Origin of the sequence: Corynebacterium mustelae (assembly GCF_001020985.1) — a bacterium.
GTDB lineage: Bacteria > Actinomycetota > Actinomycetes > Mycobacteriales > Mycobacteriaceae > Corynebacterium > Corynebacterium mustelae.
This window is the reverse complement of the sequence record NZ_CP011542.1, coordinates 1,356,343-1,375,693: the sequence shown is the minus strand read 5'-3', so window position 1 is coordinate 1,375,693 and position 19,351 is coordinate 1,356,343. Positions and strand designations below refer to the sequence as shown.

Sequence of the window (19,351 nt, the reverse complement as noted above, 5' to 3'; positions counted from 1 at the left end):
GCCATCATGTTGTTTAAGCTTCCCCGGTTTCTAGTAGCCGCACGAAACCCGCCTCATCAAGAATCTTCAACCCAAGTTCACGGGCTTTGGTCTCCTTAGAGCCAGCTTTCTCCCCGACCACCACGTAATCGGTTTTCTTCGATACCGAACCAGATGCTTTACCACCCCGAGAGATAATCGCCTCTTTCGCGGAATCCCTAGAAAAACCTTCCAAGGTTCCGGTGACGACGATGGTTAGTCCCTCTAGAACCTGCTCCGGTGCGTCAGCTATTACTTCTTCCATTGTTACTCCACTTTCTGCCCAGGTGTCGACAATATTGACATGCCAGTCCACCTCGAACCATTCTTTGAAACTTTGAGCTTTAACCAACCCCACCCCGTCAGTTTGAGCTATGTCTTCAACCGTTGCATTCCGTGCCTTATCCAGGCTGCCGTAGCGGCTGGCTAGGGCCCGGGACACTGTTCGGCCACAATGCCGGATTGATAGCCCTGCCATCACCCGCCACAGATCCGTTTGTTTTGCTGTTTCCAGGTTTTTCAACAGCTTTTTACCGGTCGTATTCAGCGTGCCTTTCTTGGTGGTAAACACACTGGTGCGCAGCAGATCTTCTTCGGTAAGGTTGAACAGCTCCGCTTCGTCGAGAAGCACACCTGACTTAACCAAATCATGAGCCGCTTTTTCCCCAAGCGCCTCAATATCGAAAATCGCACGACTAGCCAGGTAAGCAATACGAGCGGCCAACTGAGCCGGACACGACCGGCTATTAGGACACCGCCAATCAGCATCATCTTCCTTTTGCGGAGCTAACTTCATACCGCAACTGGGGCAGTTTTCCGGAAATACAAATTCCCGCTCAGTTCCGTCCCTACGATCAGCAACTGGCCCTAAAACTTCAGGAATAATTTCACCAGCTTTACGGATAACAACAGTATCGCCGATCAAAACGCCTTTACGCTTAACCTCAGTTTGATTATGCAAGGTAGCCATCGACACGGTCGATCCGGCGACATATACCGGTTCCATCACCGCAAACGGTGTAACCCGACCCGTTCGCCCTACTCCGACCTGAATATCAAGAAGCTTGGTCATAACTTCTTCCGGTGGATACTTGTACGCCACCGCCCATCGCGGTGCCCGGGAATTTGCCCCCATGCGTCGCTGCGTAGCGATGTCATCGACCTTGACTACCAAACCATCCATTTCGCAGATTGCCTGGCCGCGGTTCTTTTCCCAATAAGCCACTTGTTTGTGAACGTCGGCGGCACTGGAAACCAGCGCAGTATATTCGCTAACGGGCAGCCCCCATGCGGCCAGGGCTTCATACGCATGAAACTGGGATGTTGGGTCAAAACCTTCGGTAGCACCTATACCGTGGCAGATCATTCGGAGTTTACGCCGCCGAACCGCCTCCACATCTTTTTGCCGCAGCGAACCAGAAGCGGCATTCCGTGGGTTGGCAAACGGTTTGCCCCCTTCTAATTGCCGTTGCTCATTTACCTCGGCAAAATCTTCCACGGCGATAAAAACCTCGCCGCGTACTTCCAGCAACGCAGGAATCGGGAAGTCTTCATTATCAATAAGTTTTAGCGGTACACCGGTGATTACTTTGGCATTTTCAGTCACATCTTCGCCGACCCGGCCATCACCCCGGGTCGCCGCGCGTTCCAATTCACCGTTGCGGTACACCAGGGAAAGAGATAGCCCGTCAATTTTCAGTTCGGTGAGGTATTGGTCAGCGTCAGCACGTTCCAACCACTCGTCTAATTCTTCCGCATTGAACACATTCTCCAGGCTCATCATGCGCTCAAGGTGTGCCACGTTTTCAAACGAGGATGATACCGGTGCACCAACTTTTTGGGTCGGGCTATCTGGCGTAGCTAATTCGGGATGGGCTGCTTCAAGCGTCTCCAATTGGTGAAACAGCTCATCAAATTCAGCGTCAGTTATTTCAGGGGTTTGGTTGTAATACAGTTCCCGGTGCCGGGTAACTTCGGCTGCTAAACGCTGCCATTCTTCCTGGATTGAATCCTGCGTTTTACTCATGGTGCATTAGTTTAGACTTCGACCCCAACATGACAGTCCACTTTGGAAAAACTAGCCATTATAATGCGCCTTTACCCTCAGTATTCGGAATCACTATCCACTAGATATTCGCTTTTAACCACAATGGATCGAGTAAAAAGATCCATAGGACTGAGCCGATCTTTGTCGATCACGATGGACAGGAACGACAACCAGAAGATCAAACTGAAAATTGGTGCCGCCCATTCGGTAATTGGGTCTAGCGCGAAAGCACTTCCCCACCAAGCGTTACGCACGCAGGCTTTAACAAGGTTTCCCGTACCAAAGCTACGGTTGCCGTACTCCACCTCAATGCCTAATAGTTTCTTTCCTACGCTGCGGCCAAATAAGCCCTCACCCGCGGCTTTATAAAGTCCAAGCATGGCGAAAATCACCAGCGCAATATTTGCCGGTGCTTGCCACCCCATCATGTACCGCCACATATTTTCCACCAACGCGGTTGCTGTGGCCACAATGATGAGGTCGATGATCAGGGCAACACCCCGGCGCGTTATGGAAGACGGGGTGGACCCAATAGTCTTGACCCACGATCGCCTTGGTTGCCACCTATTTATGTTGATTGATGACCGTGGAGTCGGCTCATTTTGCCGTTGTTGGGTGGGGTCGGTAGTAGAGTCCATGAATGTTCCTTCCCCTTATTTTCTCCATCGTGATCTTGGCGGTTTTCAGTGACACGTTAATATAACTCGGATCTTTTAGGTGCCTTTCGCCCCATGTTGGGGTTGTGTTTTATGGTGTAACCATCCCCATTCACTCTGGTAGTTGATTGTTAGGTCAAGGAAGTAACTATGGAAATCTCCACTGAACTGTTGCAAACGCAATTCGATCCCATGAAGGTGTTAAGTTTCGACTTGGAAACCACATCGGCTAATCCGTTTGAAGCAAGAATTGTCACTTCGGCGTTAATTCGGGTCGATTCTGAAGGTGCTCATCCTTATGAGATGCTGGCTGATCCTGGTATTCCGATTCCGGAGGCAGCTGCGAATGTTCATGGAATAACGACAGAATACGCGCAGCAGCATGGCAGGCCGCATGATGATGTGTTGAAAGAGACTCTTGAGAAAATTTCGCAAGCGTGGGCTGATGGTTACACCTTGATCGTGTATAACGCAGCATACGATCTCACAGTTTTGCATTCGCTTGAACCCTCGTTTGTGGTAGCGGGACCAGTGTATGATCCTTTCGTTGTGGATAAGGTGCTTGATCCGTACCGTAAGGGTAAGCGCACCTTAACTGATTTATGTGAGGAATATAACGTCCGGTTGGACAATGCCCATGAGGCGACCAGTGATGCTCTGGCTGCCGCGCGCATTGCGTGGGTTCAGGCAAAACGACGGTTTGCTGGGCGGATTAAGGATCTCACATTGGAAGAGCTGATGGAGTTTCAAGCGGTCGGGTATTACAACTCCCAAACGGATTTGAAAAAATACCTGGAAAGTCGGGGGCGGGATGCCTCCGATGTCAATACCACCTGGCCGATGCAAAATTCAGATTAGCCGCCACTAAAGATTTCCGGCGTCGGTGTTTAAAATATCGGCAGCTAACCGGGCTGTTTGGAGAGTATGGGCGGCATCGATAAGAGGTAGGGAATCTAAAAATGTGGTGGTGGTTATCTCTACTTTTTCGGTAATGTGACTGCGACCGAAGGATAGTTCGTCGAAAAGCGATGCAACCTTAAGCGCAACTTCTCGGGCGAATTCCGGGCGAGCTTTTGGCAGGGTGCACCCAATACCAAGAGAAATGCCAGCGCTAAGAATCTCACCGACGGTATCAAGCATGCTGGCCCCATGTATTGCCTCTAATTCCAAAACCATGGTGTCTGCCGCGGCTAACTGCGCGATGTCGAGAACTGGGGTTACGCCGATTTGGGAAATCCGCACTGTACGGATTCCGCCACCTCTCAGCGCCAAACACACGGCATGTAAACGTTCTCCGAGTTCTTTGGCGTGCACCCGGGCAATCACATCAAAATCGGAGGTTCCGGGCAGGGTTCCTGACTCAAGCGGAGCCAACCACGGTTCCACCAGCAATACATCGACCACACTGCCGAATCTGCGACCAAGTTGGGCTGCGTGTTCGGTTATTCCGTGGCTTAAAACCTCGGTTATGTCTCGTAGGGCACCGGAATCCGTTACTGCCCGGTGCCCGTTGGGCAACTCTACCGCTGTGGCTAATGCCCACGGGCCGAGCACTTCAAGTTGCACCGGAGCAGTTGAGGCAGACCACTGCTCTTCCACCATGTCACCGTCGCGTTGAACTTGATCCCACAGCCTGCGGGTGAATAGTTGTGGCCGGGCGCTTAATCGCCAGCTGCGCGGCCCAGGTTCAACTGGTAGCTGAGGAATAAGCGCACATGTGGTGCCGACCAAATCTCCGCCTAACCCGCGGTGAGGTAGTCTTGGAAAAGTTCGCAAGCTGCCGGTTTCACTGGTGATAACATCTGCGGCTGCAACAAGGTCGGTAGCTAAGCGTCCCGGCATCGGGCCGAGGTTATACGCAACGACAGTCATGGCTATTGCGTTTCAGGTTCCGCAGCCAACGCTGTAGTCGATACCGTGCCGCAAATAGTGCCGGAACCTAAAACTATGTCTCCTTCTTCATCGGGCAGATACAAAACTGCCGCTTGGCCTCGAGCCACACCGGAGAGTGGCTTTTCTAGCCGCAGTGTCATCTGGTCGGTACCTGTATTTACCTCGGCACGGCATGGAACTACGGAGCCGTGGGCTCGTACCTGAACCTCGCAGTCAAAGTTTCCGCTGCGCATTAGTGGGTGCAGGTATTTCAACCGATCAGCGTTGATGATCCCTACTGCTAGATCATCACGTGATCCCACGGTCACGGTTCCGGTCTCAGCGTCAATATCAGTGACGTATCGAGGCTTTCCATCTGCTGCGGGCTGCTTAATATCAAGGCCTTTGCGTTGACCAATGGTGAAATTCCAGGCACCATCGTGTTCTTTTAAGGTATTGCCTGCGGTATCGACGATGACGCCGCGACGAATCCCGATCCGGTTGCCTAAAAATACTTGGGTATTGCCATCTGGGATGAAACAAATATCGTAAGAATCTGGTTTGCTGGCCACCGAGAAGCCTAAGTTGGCGGCTTCCTTGCGGATATCTGGTTTGAGAGTATCGCCTACCGGGAACATGCAGTGGGCGATTTCGTGGCTGCCTAAAACTCCTAGCACATAGGATTGGTCTTTTTCCGGGTCTATTCCCCGCCTAAGGTAACCGTCCCCACCGTCGACTGGCTGAGTTAATCGTGCGTAATGTCCAGTGACCACAGCATCGAAGCCAAGGGCAATACCTCGCTCCAAAAGTGCGGCGAATTTGATTTTCTCATTGCACCGCAAACACGGGTTCGGGGTTTCGCCGCGTTCGTAGGACTCTACGAAATCGTCGATGACGTCGGCTTTGAATCGGTCGGAGAAATCCCACACGTAAAACGGAATGCCAAGTTTGTCGCAGACCCGGCGCGCATCGGCGGAATCTTCCAGGGAACAACACCCCCTGGAAGATTCCCGGACGGCTTGGGGGTCCTGGCTTAAGGCAAGATGAACGCCGACGACGTCGTGTCCAGCTTTAACTGCGCGGGCCGCAGCTACTGCTGAATCTACGCCACCGCTCATGGCTGCGAGCACTCGCATGAGTTCTCCTTTTCTGGTTATCTGTTTTTGTTGATGTGGGAACTGTTGTTTCATTATTTGCGATAACTGTCCGGTTTTGCAATTGCGGTTTACGGTTAGCTGTGGTGGTGGCTGAGGCACTACCATGGGCGACCATGGGCAGAAAGCGTGGTAAGCAGCAACATTCGGCGTCGAAAAGCAGGCGGGAGACTACCGGCACGCAACCTTGTGCGGGAATATATGAAACATCCACCGGGACAGTGGAACTGCGGCCGGATGCTTATCGATCAGGCGCGTGGGAAATTTTGGTTAATGGGGTGCCGTCTAGTCATATTTCGGATAATCCGGCCCAGTTGGACTATGAGTACATGCGTTGGATTTCGATCGGTGTTTCTGCATTCATTGACAATAATCTTGATCCAGACCGGTTGCGGATTACTCATCTGGGCGGAGGTGCGTGCACGTTGGCGTGGCATTTTGCCGATCGCTACCCAAGCTCGCGCAATACTGTGGTTGAGATCGATGCAAAGCTTGCGACGTTAGTGCGTGACTGGTTTCCGATTCCAGCCGCACCTCGGGTGAAAATTCGGGTAGGCGATGCCCGCACAGTACTAGAATCGGTGCAGCCAAACAGCCGGGATGTGATCATTCGAGATGTGTTTTCCGGCGCGATAACTCCCCATAGTTTAACGACGATTCAGTTCGCTCGTATGGCTGCGCGAGCATTAGCAGCAAATGGGTTATATGTGGCAAATTGTGGTGATCATAAGGAGCTAACTGTTGCCCGGTCGGAATTAATGACATTGGCTAAGGTTTTTCCGCATGTCGCCGCAATCGCGGATCCGCCAATGTTTAAAGGACGTCGCTACGGCAACATCATTTTGCTAGCCTCCACATTACCGCTTCCCACCAGTGGTGATGCTATGGCAGCGGCTTTGACCCGGCAGCTGCTAGGCGGAGCGGTGCCTGCCCAGTATAAGGACGAGGCTGAGGTTCGGGAGTTTATGCAAGGTGGAACTGTGCTTGTCGACGTTTAACTGTGGCTGTAGCCAGAGCACGAATTATTTTTAAAGCAGCGTAATCTTTCCTCCCTGTTTGACGATAGGTTGTGTAGAACTTTGGTAGTGTCTTTAGACTGATTAGAAAAATTTTCTCATCGGAAAGGAATCCCATGCGGAAACTGGCTCTTGGCGCAGCACTTACAGCGTGCATCGCGATAGCTGCAGGAACTGTGCCAGTGGTTTCGGCGCAAGAATCCACCGCCCCTTCGGTGGTTACGCCGGTGCAGGACGCAACAAAAGATGCAGATGCTGGCACGCAACCGGCACCAGAATCAGATGAAAACAGCGGATCAGGGCTTTCTGAGGATGGGTTGTCCTCGGGTAATAAACCAGGTGACGCGATTGATCCTGATACCCCAACCGCTGACGCCACGGTCGAAAACACCCCGCTTGCTGATCGGATGCGTGCCGCTGCGGCATCCGCCCAACCATCGGTGATTACCGCAAACCCTCCAGCACCTATAGTCCACGAGTTCAACGATGAAAAGTGGCGGGATAAGATCAAATACTATTCAGGCGCCATCGACAACCAAGGGCGCCCGCGGGTAATGGAGTTTGCGGCTACTTCCCCTTCGATGAATAACCGCACGATTCCGTTGGCAGTTATTCGTGCAAAAGAACCGAATCGTCCGATCCTATATCTGCTTAACGGCGCAGGTGGCGGCGAGCAGTCGACCACCTGGCTCAGCTATAACGAGACGATCAATTTCTACCTTGATAAAAATATCAATGTGGTCATTCCGATGCGCGGTGCATTCTCCTATTACGTCGACTGGGCTGAGGACGTCGACGGTACGGAATATATAAAGGGACCACAGCGTTGGGAAACGTTTCTCACCCAGGAACTTCCAAAACCGTTAGAAAGCCATGATCTCATTCAGGCAAACGACAAGCGCGGCATTGCTGGTCTGTCTATGTCGGCAACATCATCTCTGCTGTTAGCCGCCCGCAACCCAGGTTTCTACAACGCCGTCGGGTCGTTCTCAGGGTGTGCAGCAACATCCAAGACCTTGCCATCGCTGTTTACCAAGTTCACCCTCGACCGGGATGGAATTAGCCCACAAAACGTATTCGGCCCCAAAGGCAGCCAACGCGCCATTGAACACGACGCCCTCATTCAGGCGGAGGGTCTGCGTGGTTCCCAGATCTATGTCTCCAACGGTTCCGGTCTAATCTCCGACCGAGAGACGCTCAATGGTCTGATTAAAAACGAGGCAGAAGAGGCATCATTGGCTGCGTTTACCACTTCCTCAGACATCGCGGTAGTCGGTGGGCTAATTGAGGCTGGCACCAATGCCTGCACCCACGATCTTCGGGTGAAATTAAACCGGCTAGATATTCCAGCAGACTTCAAGTTCCGAAACGTTGGCGTCCATACCTGGTACTACTGGGTTAACGACATGAAGGATTCCTGGCCGACCTTTGCCCGTGGTTTCGGCATAGAAGGAGAATCAGACTAAAACCCAATAACCACACAAGAAGCCGCTGTGACGAGAAATAGTCACAGCGGCCTTTTTAGTACGAATTAAAGCCATTGCGCAACTGACTTACGATGCGTCAACGCCGAATCCTGCGATTGGACATGACAAACCGCCAGCTATCCGGATGATCGGTGCCGACTCATTATTCCAACTCGACTTATTCATCTCCTATGCCACGAAAATCAAACACTGAACCACGAATGAGTCGAGTTGGGTGTCGGGCCAGCATACTTGACCGCACCTGAGCACCAGATTTGGGGTGAGAAAACCTAAGTTAGGTAAACAAAACACTCGCCCAGCCGGTGTCCTGAAATGAAAACTCCACGACTGGGTGTTTTCCAGCACATTTTTTGCGGAAAATTAGAGAATCGAGCAGCACAAATCCGCACCAACACGGCACACCGTTGCAGGCGGGCTAAGAGCCACTCGACCTATTCGTGGTGTAAAGATCCGTTCCCTAGCTGAGGAGAAAAATAAGTCGAGTTCGGGGTGAGTCTAGCGGACCGACCATGCAAAAAGGCCGCTGTGATGAGAAATAATCACAGCGGCCTTTTTAGGAAATTATGCCATGCCCGCACGTTTGGCTTGCGCGATGACCTTTGGCAACTTGTCGATGAGATAGTTGACGTCTTCCTCAGTGGTGGTATACCCCATACTGAGTCGAAGCGTGCCACGCGCAAGGCTTTCCGAAAGCCCCTGGGCAAGCAAAACCCGTGAAGCACGGTTAACACCATTGGCACAGGCCGAACCCGTACTGGCGGCGATGCCATGGGAATCCAACAACATAATCAGACTGTCGCCTTCAGCACCTGGAATACTGATATTGACGTGAGTAGAAAGCGAATGCTGCGGGGTATTAAGCTGCACATCCGGAACCGCTGCCTGGATGGCGTCGATAAGCAAGCACTTAAACTCACGAAGTCGCCGCTGTTGGCTATCCATCTCATCACAAGCTTCCTGCAACGCGGCAGCGAGCCCCGCTGCACCAGCCACATCGACAGTACCGGAACGAATACCACGCTCCTGTCCACCGCCATGAAACAAAGGCTCCGGGGCAGGCGAACGCTTAGCTATCAAGATTCCCGCCCCACGCGGACCACCGAATTTATGTCCGCTGCCAGCCAAGGTAGTGGCATTAAGCTCACTAAACTTAATCGGAAGTTTTCCTAAAACCTGAACCGCATCAATATGAAACGGTGTCCCAGTACGAGCTAACTTCTCACCAAACTGCGCAACGTCTTGAATCGCACCAGTTTCATTATTAGCCCACATACACGTAGCGACCGCAGCTGGTTCAGAGAAAACATCCGCAGGGTCATAGACGAAACCTGAAGAATCCGCTGGTAACAACTCAAGGTTGGCACCTAAAGTTTCGAGATACCTCACAGTATCAAACACCGCAGAATGCTCAATAGCGGTGCTAATCACCCGTGACGACACATCACTGCGTGCCCGCCACAAACCCTTAAGCGCAATATTGTCTGCTTCCGTACCTGAAGCAGTAAATATCACTTCGATAGGCTCACAGCCAACAAGCGCAGCGACCTGTTCCCTAGCATCCTCAAGCACGCTACGCGCCCGCCTGCCCAATTGATATTGACCAGCCGGGTTGAATTCATAACTCGCCTTACACCACGCCTCCCGGGCTGACTCCCGCATGACAGTAGTCGCAGCGTGATCGAAGTATCGCATCAGTATCTCTCCCAGCCCAACAACATTCCGGTTAAGCGCGCCGCCTAGCTATTTCGGCAACCACTTCTGGCACTATCTCATGTAGATCACCAACGACACCTAAGTCTGCGATCTGGAAAAACGGTGCGTCTTCATCGTTATTGACCACAATGATCTTATTTGCTGTTTGCATGCCGGACGTATGCTGAATCGCACCGGAAACCCCCAATCCGATATACACATCAGGAGAAACAGTCACACCCGTTTGCCCCACCTGGAACTGTGGCGGATACCAACCCAAATCAACCACATCACGGGTGGCACCAACCGCACCCCCAAGCGCGTCGGCAAGCGGCTCTACAACGGTGTGGAAATTATCTTCAGACTCCACTCCCCGACCACCAGCCACAACGACCTTAGCAGCGGTTAACTCCGGCCGATCGCCTTTAGCGGCTGGAACAAAATTGGTAACCTTGACATCCTTAACCGTGGCGGCAGGAAGAGCGAAGCTGGAAAACGTCCCCGCCCCAGCCGCATTATCAGTCGCGGTAATTGCACCAGGCCGAACAGTATAAATCGGACTGGAACCACCAACCGCTGCGGTCACCTCAATGGAATCACCAAAAATACTCATAGCCGCAGTTCTATCAGCATTAATGCCAACAACATCGCACAATACGCCCGAGGCCAGTCGGGCAGCTAACCGGCCAGCAATTTCATTGCCATGCGCTCCTGCATCCAACACAATCGGGGCAGGGGCACCTGCGGCTAACATACTTAACGCATCCACAGCTGGTAACACAATTCGCGAATCAAGATCCGCAGCTTCTGCTGCAACGATCGCGTCAGCCCCCATGGCACGCAATTGATCGTGAAGCTTGGTGTGCGCGCCGGGCGCGGAAACGATAACTGCCGTTACCGCACCGAAAACCTTGGCAGCGGTAATGAGATCCGCTGTAGCATCAAGAACCTGATCGCCGGAATACTCGACCAGAACATAAGAATTAGACATATATTATTCTCCTCACAATCGTTTCTGACCGGTCTGCGTTACAGCAGGTTCTCCGCCTCTAAGAAATCAACAATCTTCTGTGCAGCCGTCGCTGCGTCACCACGAATCACGTCACCCTGGCTTCGTGCTGGCCGCGCGTTCGCTGAGGTAACTGCGGTGGATGCGTGCCCCAAGCCAACCTGCTCCGGCGCCACCCCGATCTCGCTTAAACTAAGCGTGGTGATTTCTGCCTTCTTAGCAGCCATAATGCCCTTGAAATTAGGGAATCGAGGTTTATCTGCTTTATCTGTAACCGTCACAATGGCAGGAAGGGACGCCTCAATATCGTAATCACCATCATGAGTCTCCCGAACACCGCGCACAATTTCACCCGATAGTTGCACCGACTTGCAAGATGTTAATGCTGGTTGATTCCGGTACTCCGCAAGGATTCCTGGCAAAGCCCCCATAGCACCATCCGAGGAGGCATTACCCGCTACAACAAGCGCCACATCGGGAACCTGGTTAATGGCATTAGTCAATGCCCAAGCCGTTCCAATAACATCCGATCCGGCTAGCGCTGGATCCGCCAGCAAGACCGCTCGATCCGCCCCCATAGCCAAGGCTTTTCGTAGTGCTTCTTCTGACCCGCTCGGGCCAGCCGATAACGCAACAACTTCGTAACCAGCATCAGGATTATTCTCACGCAACCGGAGGGCCTGTTCAACGGCAAATTCGTTGATTTCATCAAGCACGTTATCCACCCCCTCCCGGTTCAGGGTGAAGTCCGAATCCAGCGTCCGAACTGACCAGGTATCTGGCACATTTTTCACCAACACCACAATCGCGGGCATGGTTTGTCACTCACCTTTCGTAATTTTTCATTCGTCGCCATCGGTTTGCCACTGCAGTTATGTCAACCCGGCTACTTTTGCACTTTCACAGTCTAAGAACCCATCATTACACTACAGGCGGTATCTGCCTTCAGTAGCTGTCAATGTAACGGATATCATCACTGATTGTTTCCCGTTTTATTCACCAGATACGCCACTTAGCAGTGGTACGACGAAAACTACCAAGGGACAGTGTAGCCTAATAAAAAACCCTTAAACCAGCACAGCCTATATCCACCGTGCTGAAAAACCTACGGTCAGGCCCACTGCCTGGCCTTGCACACTAAAGCCACCCCTGCACTTCCGATTCGGGTCAGAACAACGGCAAGCTTCGTACTTCCTGTAAGTTTTAGTTTCTTGCGTAGTACGTCTGGATCAATATCAAGTCCTCGCACCAGAATTTCCACGGATCCGCAATCATAAGAGCGCAAAACGGATTTTAATTTTTTAAGCGACACCGTTTCAATGTATTCAAAGCCGCTAGCGCCAGCAGGAATTTTATCACCGGTCAGATACGCGATGCGTTCGTCAAGCATCCATAAAGCTTCTCGGTTAGCGTAATGGCGAACCAAACCGGCCCGCACAATCGCGCCGTCCGGGTCGATAATAAATCTTCCTGGTGGGGAAACCTCAACGTCATCAGGGTGAGTGTTGTCAATCACATTGTTTTCCGCAGCGCCGTCTCGGATAATAACGGCCTCGCGCCGGACACCAAGACCAAGGCCCGGAGTATATAAACATGCTTCTTTCACACCACCGTTGAGACTAACCACGCTGACCAATCCATCCCAAGAACTAAAATCCAAACCAGGTGCACATTTAATTGCCAGTTCCGGATACCGATAGGCAGAAATAACTGATGAAAGTGGTGGGATTAGATCTTCCGGTTTCGCAATTCGACGGCCACCCGATCGCCGCGCCGGATCAGCGATAACCACTCCTGCCGCGTCCGCCACACCTGGTTTAAGAGCATCAGATGCCACAATCCCACACCAGCCAAGCTGTTCAATGGCAACACGTTTTTCCACAATCTCCTGGTTGTACTTCGCCATTTTCAGCCGGGAAAAGTCAATATCACTGCCAAGATAGTCCATACCATAGGAACGGATTGCCGCACCTTCAGTGCCTATCGAACAGGTGACATCATGGATAAGCGCATCCTGCATGACCGCATGAATGCGTTCAGCCCGTATGTCTGCCACCAATAGGGGCGTTGCTTGCTGAGCTGATTCATTACACACCAACCAATCAGCTGGAAGTTTCCCCGAGCTTTTGGTACGTGCAGTGGCCAATTCCATCACAGCGCGACCAAATTCCCCATACTGCTGCCGAAAAAATTCTGCATCAGCTACGGAGTTTTCTTTAGTCAAGCACCGCTGAGCAAGGGAAGTTGCGATGTCACTAGCGTGCGCGCGCAGGAAATCCACTTCAGTGGGTGTGAAACTCATGGTGCCGGCTACCGCTTTCTTGTACGCAATTATTGAGGGGCAGTTGTCGTGGTGCAAAACTTATAGGTTTTAGAAATAAACCTGCCTAAGCGGACCCTTAACATGATAATGAGGTTTCCCGCCAGGAGAACTACCTCGATTTTATTACACCAGGGTTTCCGGGGTCGAAAACGTCATTATGTTTCGCTTTTCCTGTTTTTTGCTTTTCGACGTTTGTTGGCTGTGTGGTTGGTGAGGATTCTGGTGATGTCGGTGAGGAAAGTACTGGTCAGTTCATCAGGGTGGTAGCGGATGATGATATACCCCTGATTTTGGATGCGTTTCTCCCGAACCCGTTCGTTGATCAGCGCATGAGGGTTGTTTCTGGTTTTACACCTTCCATCAATCTCCACCCCTAAGAACTTATTGATCACCATATCAATCCGGTACGTCGTGCCCCCACACCGTACCGGCACTTGAGTCTCGATAGATTCCACACAGTCAAGATCCGCATACTCAACCATCAACCGGGCTTTGGTCTCATATAAACTCTCACTATTTTCCCGGGTGGCGGCCACCAACCGTAACGCACGAGGCTTACCGTGGAGTGCGGGCATGCGCATAAGCTCCCGTGTGATCTGGGTTTTCGATGCCCGTTTCAGATAAAACGCCGCCTCAATAAACGACACCGCCATCTCCTCTGATTCCAGCACCACAAGATCGAGAAACGTCCGGGCGATACTCGTTACCCGAACCCCATGTTCATACACAATGTCACATTCCGGTAATACCCGGGCGGTATAAGTCACGTGAGCACCCCACTGATAACGCGCCGATGGTTTCATTTTTCCCGGCAACGTCAGATAGATGGTTTTCAGGTTGCTGGTATTACCCAGAAACGGGATCCCTAACACACACGCAGCCGCCGTCCCCGTCAACACCGCACTACGCGCCGACATAATCGTGGCATAACACCGCACAATATTACGCACACTCGGAAACAACCGAACATACCGATCATGCGCCATACCCCAGGTAGGACACAACCGAACACACCCAGAGGTGTTCTGCCCACCACGTCGCAGATACACAAGCTCCCCAACCAACACACCCAGAAGACAAAGCCCCTGCATAACCTCATAACGAGTAGGAGTATTGGTGGCGATATGGTTCATGCCTGTGATCCTGACACACCCCGCACCCTACTAGTGCATAAACCTTAAAAACCGCCCCAGGCCTGTGGATAACCCACCCACATGGTGACACCAGTCACATAAAACCCGGGGGATGTGCGGGGGTACCTGTGGATAACCCACCCCACCACGCCGTCTTCCACACCCCACCCCTTAGCCTTAAAACCCCCAACTCGACTAATTCATCACCACATCAACCCACACCACCAATACCACCCACAAAGGTCGAACCGACACACCCCAAGCCCCAAGCGTGAAACTTCAGTGCCGCTTTCCTATCCGATCACCCCGAGTCTGCATGGCTACAAAACACCGCCCAAAACCCAGCAACTCGACCAAAATCATTCACATAGCACCCAGCCCCCACCCCCCACGCAGAATCAGTCGAGCTCACCCACCACAACAAACAAAACCACAAACTTGACCCACAAAAGTCGAGCCCCAACCCCAAACCACACGAAAAACCAAAATTCCTTAAATTTCAGCGATCGCGGATAGAAAACCTCAAAGCTGCCCTACAGCGCCGTATTCAAAAGCGCCGGGGTGGGGTGAAGTTGAAAAATTCAGCGTAGCGAGGATCCCCCACCGGATCACCAATGATAGGTTCCATTGTTGGGTTCTCGATGGTTTTCATTAGTGACGATACCGAATCGTGTTCACTCAGCAGCAGCATATGTGCCCAAGTTGGAATGACTAGCTGGAGTAACCCGGCGCGCCAGCCATCGAGAATCAGCGATGGCGAGAACCACCCGGTGGAGGCAGCTTCGCGAGTTTGCCCATCAGGTTCTTGACCGAAGGGTGGCACCGCTACAAAGGAGAACATGTCGAATTGGTGTTTATCAGTTTGCGGGCTCACCCACCTGGAGCAGGGACGCAACAAGTCCGTTCGCACCATTAGTTCATTACGTTCTAGTACTTGGGAAAATGATAACCGATGGGACTCAAGGGCCAGCCGTTGTGCGTGAAAGGGGGTAGCGTCGGTGATAAGACGGCCGTCTTCATAGGATGCAAGTAAGGTGCCGGATTCTTCGAATAATTCTCGGCAGGCTGCCATGACGAGAGCGCGTGCTCTAGATCTGTCTGTATGTAGTCGGCGTGCCCATTCATCTAGGTCTGGGCCGTGCCAGGTGGCATCGATAGTTTGAGCGTTGGAGTTTGGTGTGGCACCAATGGCAGGCGGGGTGATATCAAGTTCGAAGTCTCGTGGGTCTACCCCACCGCCGGGAAAAACAGTGGCGTTGGGGAAGGTGGGCATAGAGGACACGCGCTCTTGTACATATACTTCTATTCCGGTGCCACCGTCGCGTACCAGAACGACCGTGACAGCCAGCTTTGCACCGCCATAGCCTTCCACTTTTGCTGCCACGGTAGTCTCGTCACCTCCAGTTGCTATGACCGAGAGCAACAAACATATGTCAGCTGCAGGCGGTCAGTTTCCTCAACACAGCATACCCAAGGCTCACGTGGGGTGCTTTTCGACGTCACCAGGTGTCAGACACTGAGTGTGTTATTTCTTACGATGAACTCCACCGGTGCGTAGTCTGCGGGCGAAGAAACGGCCGTCGATCTTGTCTACTTGAATCGCTTGATGGAACGTGCGGGTGAGATTGTCCGAAGTTAAGACGTCATCAATGAGCCCTTGGGCGATTACTTCGCCTTCGTCAAGTAGCATCGCGTGGGTGAAACCGTAGGGAATTTCTTCTACGTGGTGGGTTATCATCACGATTGCTGGAGCGTCCGGGTCGAGCGCCAGTTGACCTAGGTAACCGACTAGATCTTCTCGTCCACCTAGGTCCATGCCGGCACTGGGTTCGTCGAGAAGCAAAAGCTCCGGGTTGGACATCAAGGCCCTGGCTACGAGCACACGTTTGCGTTCACCTTCGCTGAGTGTTCCCCATGTACGATCTGCCAAGTGCATTGCACCGACTTGTTCCAAAATGTCGTTAGCCCGATCCAGATCCAGCGATTCGTATTCTTCTCGCCAGCGCCCTAGAATGGCGTAGCCAGCTGAGACAACAAGGTCTTCGATCTTTTCTCCATCTGGTATGCGATTGCCTAAGGCTGATGAGGATACCCCGATCATCGATCGCAGATCCCGCATATCGGTCTTGCCGACTCGCTCCCCCATGATCCATGCTTTTCCACCAGACGGAAACTCCTCTGCCCCGGCCAATCGAACTAGGGTGGTTTTACCCGCGCCATTTGGCCCGATAATCACCCACCGTTCATCCAGCTCAACTTTCCAGGTCACCGGTGCCAACAAGGTACGCCCGTCACGAACGAACGTGACGTCTTCAAAATCGATGAGGGTATCAGGATCACGCTGGTTATCACCAGAAACGGGGGGAAGCATCGCACTACTCATAGGTTCCATAATTACCCCAATTTACCTGCTGCGGTTAATCGGACACAGGGAAATCACCCCAGCAGCAAAGTAGCACGTTAACAGCCCACCCCCGTGCTCAATGTCGTTATGTCGCATACCGTAGTAGCAGGATAACCAACACCGCACTTTTCAATGTAATTAGCTATCCCCCTGCCACGAATAAAACCGAAATTGGTGCAGTAATGCGGGTATAAGAGCATACTGGAACCATAGAGGATACGTTACGACGCAGACGTCGACCCGACGGGAGGTTACGACACCTGTGTTCACCCGGATAGAAAGAGAAACAGCAGTGACTGGAAGACTCGCCATCGAAGATGTTCGCCCCCAAATCTCCGGCCGCCTGTACCCATCAAAAGCAGTTGTTGGCGAACTGATCCCCATTAGCGCCCAGGTGTGGCGCGAAGGACATGACGCCATCGCCGCAACGCTGACCATCAATGGGCCTAAGAACTCCCAGATTGCAGCCTATCCTTTAAGAATCACCATGCACCAGGACGTGGATAACCAAGATCTAGTGCATGCGTTTTTCGTCCCCGATGTTCCCGGCACGTGGACATTCCATGTCGATGCGTGGAGCGATCCTATGCAGACCTGGCGAAATGCGGTTACTAAGAAAATCGAAGCTGGCCAATCCGAAGAGGAGTTGGCAAACGATCTTGAACATGGCGCATCCCTCTTTGAAAAAGCCGCCGCCCAAGTTACCGACGAAATTCAACAGCAAGCACTCCTCGCGGTGGCAGAAGAGCTGCGCAGTGACGCGCCATTAAGAACTCGTGTTGCTCCTGGGCTATCAGTCGAAGTGTTAGAAATCCTCTCCGAACACCCGCTGCGCGAATTGTTGACCAACGGGTTGGAACACACCGTCCACGTCGAGCGTCGAGAAGCATTGGTTAACTCCTGGTACGAACTATTCCCCCGCTCTACCGGAGGCTGGGATGACCGTGGCCTTCCCACTCATGGCACCTTTGCCACAACAGCCGCCGCGCTTGACCGGGTAGCACGTATGGGATTCGATACTGTCTATTTCCCGCCAATTCACCCTATCGGCGAAATCAACCGCAAAGGCCGTAATAATACTCTCACCCCCACACCTGAGGATGTTGGTTCTCCCTGGGCAATCGGATCCCGCGCTGGTGGGCACGACACGGTACACCCTGATCTTGGTACGATCGACGACTTTGTTAAGCTTCTCGATCGTGCCAAAGACCTCAATCTTGAGATCGCCCTTGACCTAGCGCTTCAGGCCGCACCGGATCATCCGTGGGCCAAAGAACACACCGAATTTTTCACTGTGCTTGCTGATGGCACCATAGCCTATGCAGAAAACCCGCCGAAGAAATACCAAGACATCTACCCGCTTAATTTCGACAATGACCCCCAAACCATCTACGCCGAAATTTATCGGATAGTCATGTTCTGGGTTGAACTTGGGGTAACCACATTCCGGGTAGACAACCCACATACCAAACCCACAAATTTCTGGAATTGGCTGATCACTAAAGTTCATCAAACTCACCCCGAAGTGATCTTCCTCGCCGAAGCATTCACCCGACCCGCCCGGCTATATGGACTTGCCAAAGTTGGGTTCTCACAGTCCTATACGTATTTCACCTGGAAAACTACCAAAGATGAGTTGCGGGACTTTGCTTTGGAGATTGCAGGCATGGCGGATGTCTGCCGCCCAAATCTCTTCGTCAATACTCCCGACATTCTGCATGAGTCACTACAATATGGCGGCCGCGCCATGTTCGCTATTCGTGCCGCTCTAGCCGCTACCCTTTCACCAATCTGGGGAGTGTATTCCGGGTACGAGCTATACGAACATCAAGCCGTTGCACCTGGTAGTGAGGAATACCTCGATTCCGAGAAATACGAATTGCGGCCCCGGGACTTCGAGGCGGCAGTTAAAAGCGGCGACTCGCTTGAACCCTATATCACGTTGCTCAATACCATTCGCCGGGATAAGCCAGCTCTGCAGCAGTTACGTCAAATCCAATTCCATCACACGGCTAATGATCAAATTTTGGCGTATTCCAAGGTCGATCCTGTTACTGGCGATGCAGTGTTAGTGGTTATCAACCTCGATCCGAACCATGCGCAAGAAACTACCGTTGAATTAAACATGGCTGCGGTTGGACAGGAGTATGGTGCTCAGTTTGTTGCGCGTGATCTGATCACCAATCAAGACTTCAATTGGTCGGAAAAAACATTCGTCCGGCTAGATCCGAATAAGGACGTGGCACATATTCTGACGCTTCCTCAAGTTGTCGGTGAGGCATTGGCAAAGATTAGGGAGCGCGAGGTCCGCGATTACCGGGCTTAAGAAGCATCACTTCATAACACAGCAACGCCGTAAACCAACATAAACGTCTTATATGTCACACCGTGGGGCGTCGACAAGCGTAAACGCCCTAAGGTCGATGTATATGTATTCGTCCACTACCGTCCACTCCGGTAGCGTGAGATGTGAGAAATATCGGTGTATTTCACACCACAAACGCCGCCGGATGGTTACCAAATAAAAGTCTAAGGAAACT

Annotated in this window: 15 protein-coding genes; 4 read left to right on the top strand and 11 right to left on the bottom strand. The window is 52.2% G+C overall.

Translation table 11 applies throughout. From position 1 onward, the window contains the following. Positions 1-13 precede the first annotated feature (13 nt). Positions 14-2,044 carry an NAD-dependent DNA ligase LigA gene (ligA, locus tag CMUST_RS06400; RefSeq protein WP_047261818.1) on the bottom strand — a complete coding sequence of 677 codons (2,031 nt, stop codon included), beginning with the start codon at positions 2,042-2,044 and terminating at the stop codon, positions 14-16. Between the two features lie 77 nt (positions 2,045-2,121). Beyond that, positions 2,122-2,703 carry an RDD family protein gene (locus tag CMUST_RS06395; RefSeq protein ID WP_047261817.1) on the bottom strand — a complete coding sequence of 194 codons (582 nt, stop codon included), beginning with the start codon at positions 2,701-2,703 and terminating at the stop codon, positions 2,122-2,124. A gap of 168 nt (positions 2,704-2,871) precedes the next feature. Between CMUST_RS06395 and CMUST_RS06390 the strand changes: the two genes are divergently transcribed. Then, positions 2,872-3,579 carry a 3'-5' exonuclease gene (locus CMUST_RS06390; RefSeq protein WP_047261816.1) on the top strand — a complete coding sequence of 236 codons (708 nt, stop codon included), beginning with the start codon at positions 2,872-2,874 and terminating at the stop codon, positions 3,577-3,579. Positions 3,580-3,585: 6 nt separating this feature from the next. On the opposite strand, the gene CMUST_RS06385 is transcribed toward CMUST_RS06390, so the two are convergent. Both CMUST_RS06385 and mnmA read right to left on the bottom strand, forming a co-directional pair. Beyond that, positions 3,586-4,593 (bottom strand): uroporphyrinogen decarboxylase/cobalamine-independent methonine synthase family protein, encoded by a 1,008-nt coding sequence (locus CMUST_RS06385; RefSeq protein WP_047261815.1) that lies wholly within the window; start codon positions 4,591-4,593, stop codon positions 3,586-3,588. Between the two features lie 2 nt (positions 4,594-4,595). Beyond that, complete coding sequence (gene mnmA, locus CMUST_RS06380) at positions 4,596-5,729, bottom strand: tRNA 2-thiouridine(34) synthase MnmA (protein WP_047261814.1); 1,134 nt, start codon at positions 5,727-5,729, stop codon at positions 4,596-4,598. A gap of 134 nt (positions 5,730-5,863) precedes the next feature. Here mnmA and CMUST_RS06375 point away from each other — a divergent pair, with 134 nt between their 5' ends. After that, positions 5,864-6,745, top strand: a complete 882-nt coding sequence (locus CMUST_RS06375; protein ID WP_047263437.1) for a spermidine synthase — start codon at positions 5,864-5,866, stop codon at positions 6,743-6,745. A gap of 134 nt (positions 6,746-6,879) precedes the next feature. After that, positions 6,880-8,229, top strand: coding sequence for an alpha/beta hydrolase (locus tag CMUST_RS06370; RefSeq protein WP_047261813.1), 1,350 nt, complete (start codon positions 6,880-6,882; stop codon positions 8,227-8,229). Positions 8,230-8,811: 582 nt separating this feature from the next. On the opposite strand, the gene CMUST_RS06365 is transcribed toward CMUST_RS06370, so the two are convergent. The 7 genes from CMUST_RS06365 to CMUST_RS06335 all read right to left on the bottom strand — a co-directional run bounded on the left by CMUST_RS06365 (position 8,812) and on the right by CMUST_RS06335 (position 16,799). Further along, positions 8,812-9,942 carry a cysteine desulfurase family protein gene (locus CMUST_RS06365; RefSeq protein ID WP_047261812.1) on the bottom strand — a complete coding sequence of 377 codons (1,131 nt, stop codon included), beginning with the start codon at positions 9,940-9,942 and terminating at the stop codon, positions 8,812-8,814. Between the two features lie 31 nt (positions 9,943-9,973). Continuing rightward, positions 9,974-10,933, bottom strand: a complete 960-nt coding sequence (locus tag CMUST_RS06360; protein ID WP_047261811.1) for an electron transfer flavoprotein subunit alpha/FixB family protein — start codon at positions 10,931-10,933, stop codon at positions 9,974-9,976. Between the two features lie 38 nt (positions 10,934-10,971). Next, positions 10,972-11,766 (bottom strand): electron transfer flavoprotein subunit beta/FixA family protein, encoded by a 795-nt coding sequence (locus CMUST_RS06355; protein WP_047261810.1) that lies wholly within the window; start codon positions 11,764-11,766, stop codon positions 10,972-10,974. A gap of 296 nt (positions 11,767-12,062) precedes the next feature. Further along, the gene (locus tag CMUST_RS06350; RefSeq protein ID WP_047261809.1) at positions 12,063-13,253 is read right to left on the bottom strand and encodes a THUMP-like domain-containing protein; all 1,191 of its coding nucleotides are present in this window, start codon (positions 13,251-13,253) and stop codon (positions 12,063-12,065) included. A gap of 176 nt (positions 13,254-13,429) precedes the next feature. Then, positions 13,430-14,407 (bottom strand): hypothetical protein, encoded by a 978-nt coding sequence (locus tag CMUST_RS06345; protein ID WP_047261808.1) that lies wholly within the window; start codon positions 14,405-14,407, stop codon positions 13,430-13,432. 547 nt (positions 14,408-14,954) lie between these two features. Next, positions 14,955-15,791, bottom strand: a complete 837-nt coding sequence (locus CMUST_RS06340) for an NUDIX hydrolase (protein ID WP_047261807.1) — start codon at positions 15,789-15,791, stop codon at positions 14,955-14,957. A 141-nt stretch (positions 15,792-15,932) separates the two neighbouring features. Then, positions 15,933-16,799, bottom strand: coding sequence for an ABC transporter ATP-binding protein (locus CMUST_RS06335; protein ID WP_047261806.1), 867 nt, complete (start codon positions 16,797-16,799; stop codon positions 15,933-15,935). Between the two features lie 304 nt (positions 16,800-17,103). Here CMUST_RS06335 and CMUST_RS06330 point away from each other — a divergent pair, with 304 nt between their 5' ends. Beyond that, positions 17,104-19,137, top strand: a complete 2,034-nt coding sequence (locus CMUST_RS06330) for a maltotransferase domain-containing protein (RefSeq protein ID WP_047261805.1) — start codon at positions 17,104-17,106, stop codon at positions 19,135-19,137. Positions 19,138-19,351 lie beyond the last annotated feature (214 nt).

Excerpts from the sequence above, each read along its gene's own strand:
- ligA (WP_047261818.1), bottom strand. The coding sequence starts at position 2,044 with ATGAGTAAAACGCAGGATTCAATCCAGGAAGAATGGCAGCGTTTAGCA.
- CMUST_RS06395 (WP_047261817.1), bottom strand. The coding sequence starts at position 2,703 with ATGGACTCTACTACCGACCCCACCCAACAACGGCAAAATGAGCCGACT.
- CMUST_RS06390 (WP_047261816.1), top strand. The coding sequence starts at position 2,872 with ATGGAAATCTCCACTGAACTGTTGCAAACGCAATTCGATCCCATGAAG.
- CMUST_RS06385 (WP_047261815.1), bottom strand. The coding sequence starts at position 4,593 with ATGACTGTCGTTGCGTATAACCTCGGCCCGATGCCGGGACGCTTAGCT.
- mnmA (WP_047261814.1), bottom strand. The coding sequence starts at position 5,729 with ATGCGAGTGCTCGCAGCCATGAGCGGTGGCGTAGATTCAGCAGTAGCT.
- CMUST_RS06375 (WP_047263437.1), top strand. The coding sequence starts at position 5,864 with ATGGGCAGAAAGCGTGGTAAGCAGCAACATTCGGCGTCGAAAAGCAGG.
- CMUST_RS06370 (WP_047261813.1), top strand. The coding sequence starts at position 6,880 with ATGCGGAAACTGGCTCTTGGCGCAGCACTTACAGCGTGCATCGCGATA.
- CMUST_RS06365 (WP_047261812.1), bottom strand. The coding sequence starts at position 9,942 with ATGCGATACTTCGATCACGCTGCGACTACTGTCATGCGGGAGTCAGCC.
- CMUST_RS06360 (WP_047261811.1), bottom strand. The coding sequence starts at position 10,933 with ATGTCTAATTCTTATGTTCTGGTCGAGTATTCCGGCGATCAGGTTCTT.
- CMUST_RS06355 (WP_047261810.1), bottom strand. The coding sequence starts at position 11,766 with ATGCCCGCGATTGTGGTGTTGGTGAAAAATGTGCCAGATACCTGGTCA.
- CMUST_RS06350 (WP_047261809.1), bottom strand. The coding sequence starts at position 13,253 with ATGAGTTTCACACCCACTGAAGTGGATTTCCTGCGCGCGCACGCTAGT.
- CMUST_RS06345 (WP_047261808.1), bottom strand. The coding sequence starts at position 14,407 with ATGAACCATATCGCCACCAATACTCCTACTCGTTATGAGGTTATGCAG.
- CMUST_RS06335 (WP_047261806.1), bottom strand. The coding sequence starts at position 16,799 with ATGGAACCTATGAGTAGTGCGATGCTTCCCCCCGTTTCTGGTGATAAC.